The sequence below is a fragment of the Moraxella sp. genome, assembly GCF_024227015.1.
Lineage (GTDB): Bacteria > Pseudomonadota > Gammaproteobacteria > Pseudomonadales > Moraxellaceae > Moraxella.
This window is the reverse complement of sequence record NZ_JAAELD010000322.1, coordinates 1-1,555: the sequence shown is the minus strand read 5'-3', so window position 1 is coordinate 1,555 and position 1,555 is coordinate 1. Positions and strand designations below refer to the sequence as shown.

The following is a 1,555-nucleotide window of genomic DNA, read 5'->3' as shown; positions in this document are numbered from 1 at the left end:
GTCGTGGGCTGCTTTGTGATTATGCTGGCAGTGAGTGCGCTGATTGGTCGATATATGCTACATCATGATGGATTTGATTGGGCGTTTATTATTGTAAATAGCTTGGTGGCGACGGTGGTATTTTATTTTGGATTGAATCCTGATACCACGAAGATGAACATGCCTAATTAGTGCATTTGACCGATTTATTAATATAAGTTATTAATAAATCGGTTTTTTTGATAAGTTTTTATAAAATCCGTCATATTGTCGAAAGTGATTGACAGATGACAAGAAGGGTTTTAATATCGTAATATTTGGTTTGGCTTATATTTTTGATTTTTGGAGTGAGTTATGTCTAATAAGCTGTTTGATTTGATTGAATCATCAGGCGCAAAATGGGTGGATTTCCGTTATACCGACACACATGGGAAGGAGATGCACCTAACTTTCCCTGCGTACAGCGTTGATGAAGACACGCTAGAAGATGGCAAGATGTTCGACGCGTCGAGTGTGGCAGGCTGGAAGGGCGTGGAAGCATCTGACATGATCTTGCTGCCAGATCCTGATACTGCGTATGTTGACCCATTCTTTGAGGCGCCAACTGTGGTGGTGACGTGTGATGTCATCGAACCAGACACACTGCAAGGCTATGCCAAAGACCCTCGTTCTATCGCTCGCCGTGCTGAGACTTACCTAAAATCAACAGGCATCGGTGATACTGCCTTGATCGGTCCTGAGCCTGAATTTTTCGTATTTGACGAGGTCAAGTGGGACATCGACATGTCTGGCGCGCGTAATACTGTGATTTCAGAAGCGGCGGCATGGAGCACCAACAAGGACTATGCGTGGGGTAATAATGGTCAGCGCCCTGCCGTGAAGGGTGCTTATGCGGTGGTTGCACCAGTGGATCATTATCATGACATGCGTTCTGTCATGTGTGATCGCATCGAAGAGGTAATGGGTACAGGTCGTATCGAAGTGCATCACCATGAAGTGGCGAGCAGTCAGCTTGAAATTGGTATCTCCTTCAATACGTTGGTAAAAAAAGCAGACGAAGTTCAGCAATTTAAATACATCGTTCAAAACGTAGCTAACCAGTTTGGCAAAACTGCCACCTTTATGCCAAAGCCGCTCGTTGGTGATAATGGTTCAGGCATGCACGTAAACATGTCTATCTCTAAGGATGGCGTGAATACATTCTCAGGTGATGAATATGCTGGTCTATCAAAGACAGCACTGTATTTCATTGGCGGCATCATCAAGCACGCACGAGCGCTAAACGCCATCACTAACCCAAGCACTAACAGCTATAAGCGTCTAGTGCCGCACTTCGAAGCGCCAATTAAGCTGGCTTATTCTGCATCTAACCGTTCGGCATCGATTCGTATTCCGCACGTGACCAGCCCCAAGGCAGTGCGCATCGAAGCGCGATTCCCTGATCCATCAGCGAACCCTTATCTGTGCTTTGCGGCACTACTGATGGCAGGTCTTGATGGTATCGAGAATAAGATCGATCCAGGTGAGGCAGCGGACAAGAACTTATATGATCTACCACCAGAAGAAGAGGCGCGAT

The 1,555-nt window shown here is 46.0% G+C and carries 1 protein-coding gene; it reads left to right on the top strand.

From position 1 onward, the window contains the following. Positions 1 to 333 precede the first annotated feature (333 nt). The coding region (gene glnA, locus GY683_RS07360; RefSeq protein WP_297288118.1) for a type I glutamate--ammonia ligase at positions 334 to 1,555 on the top strand (1,222 nt) is incomplete at its 3' end.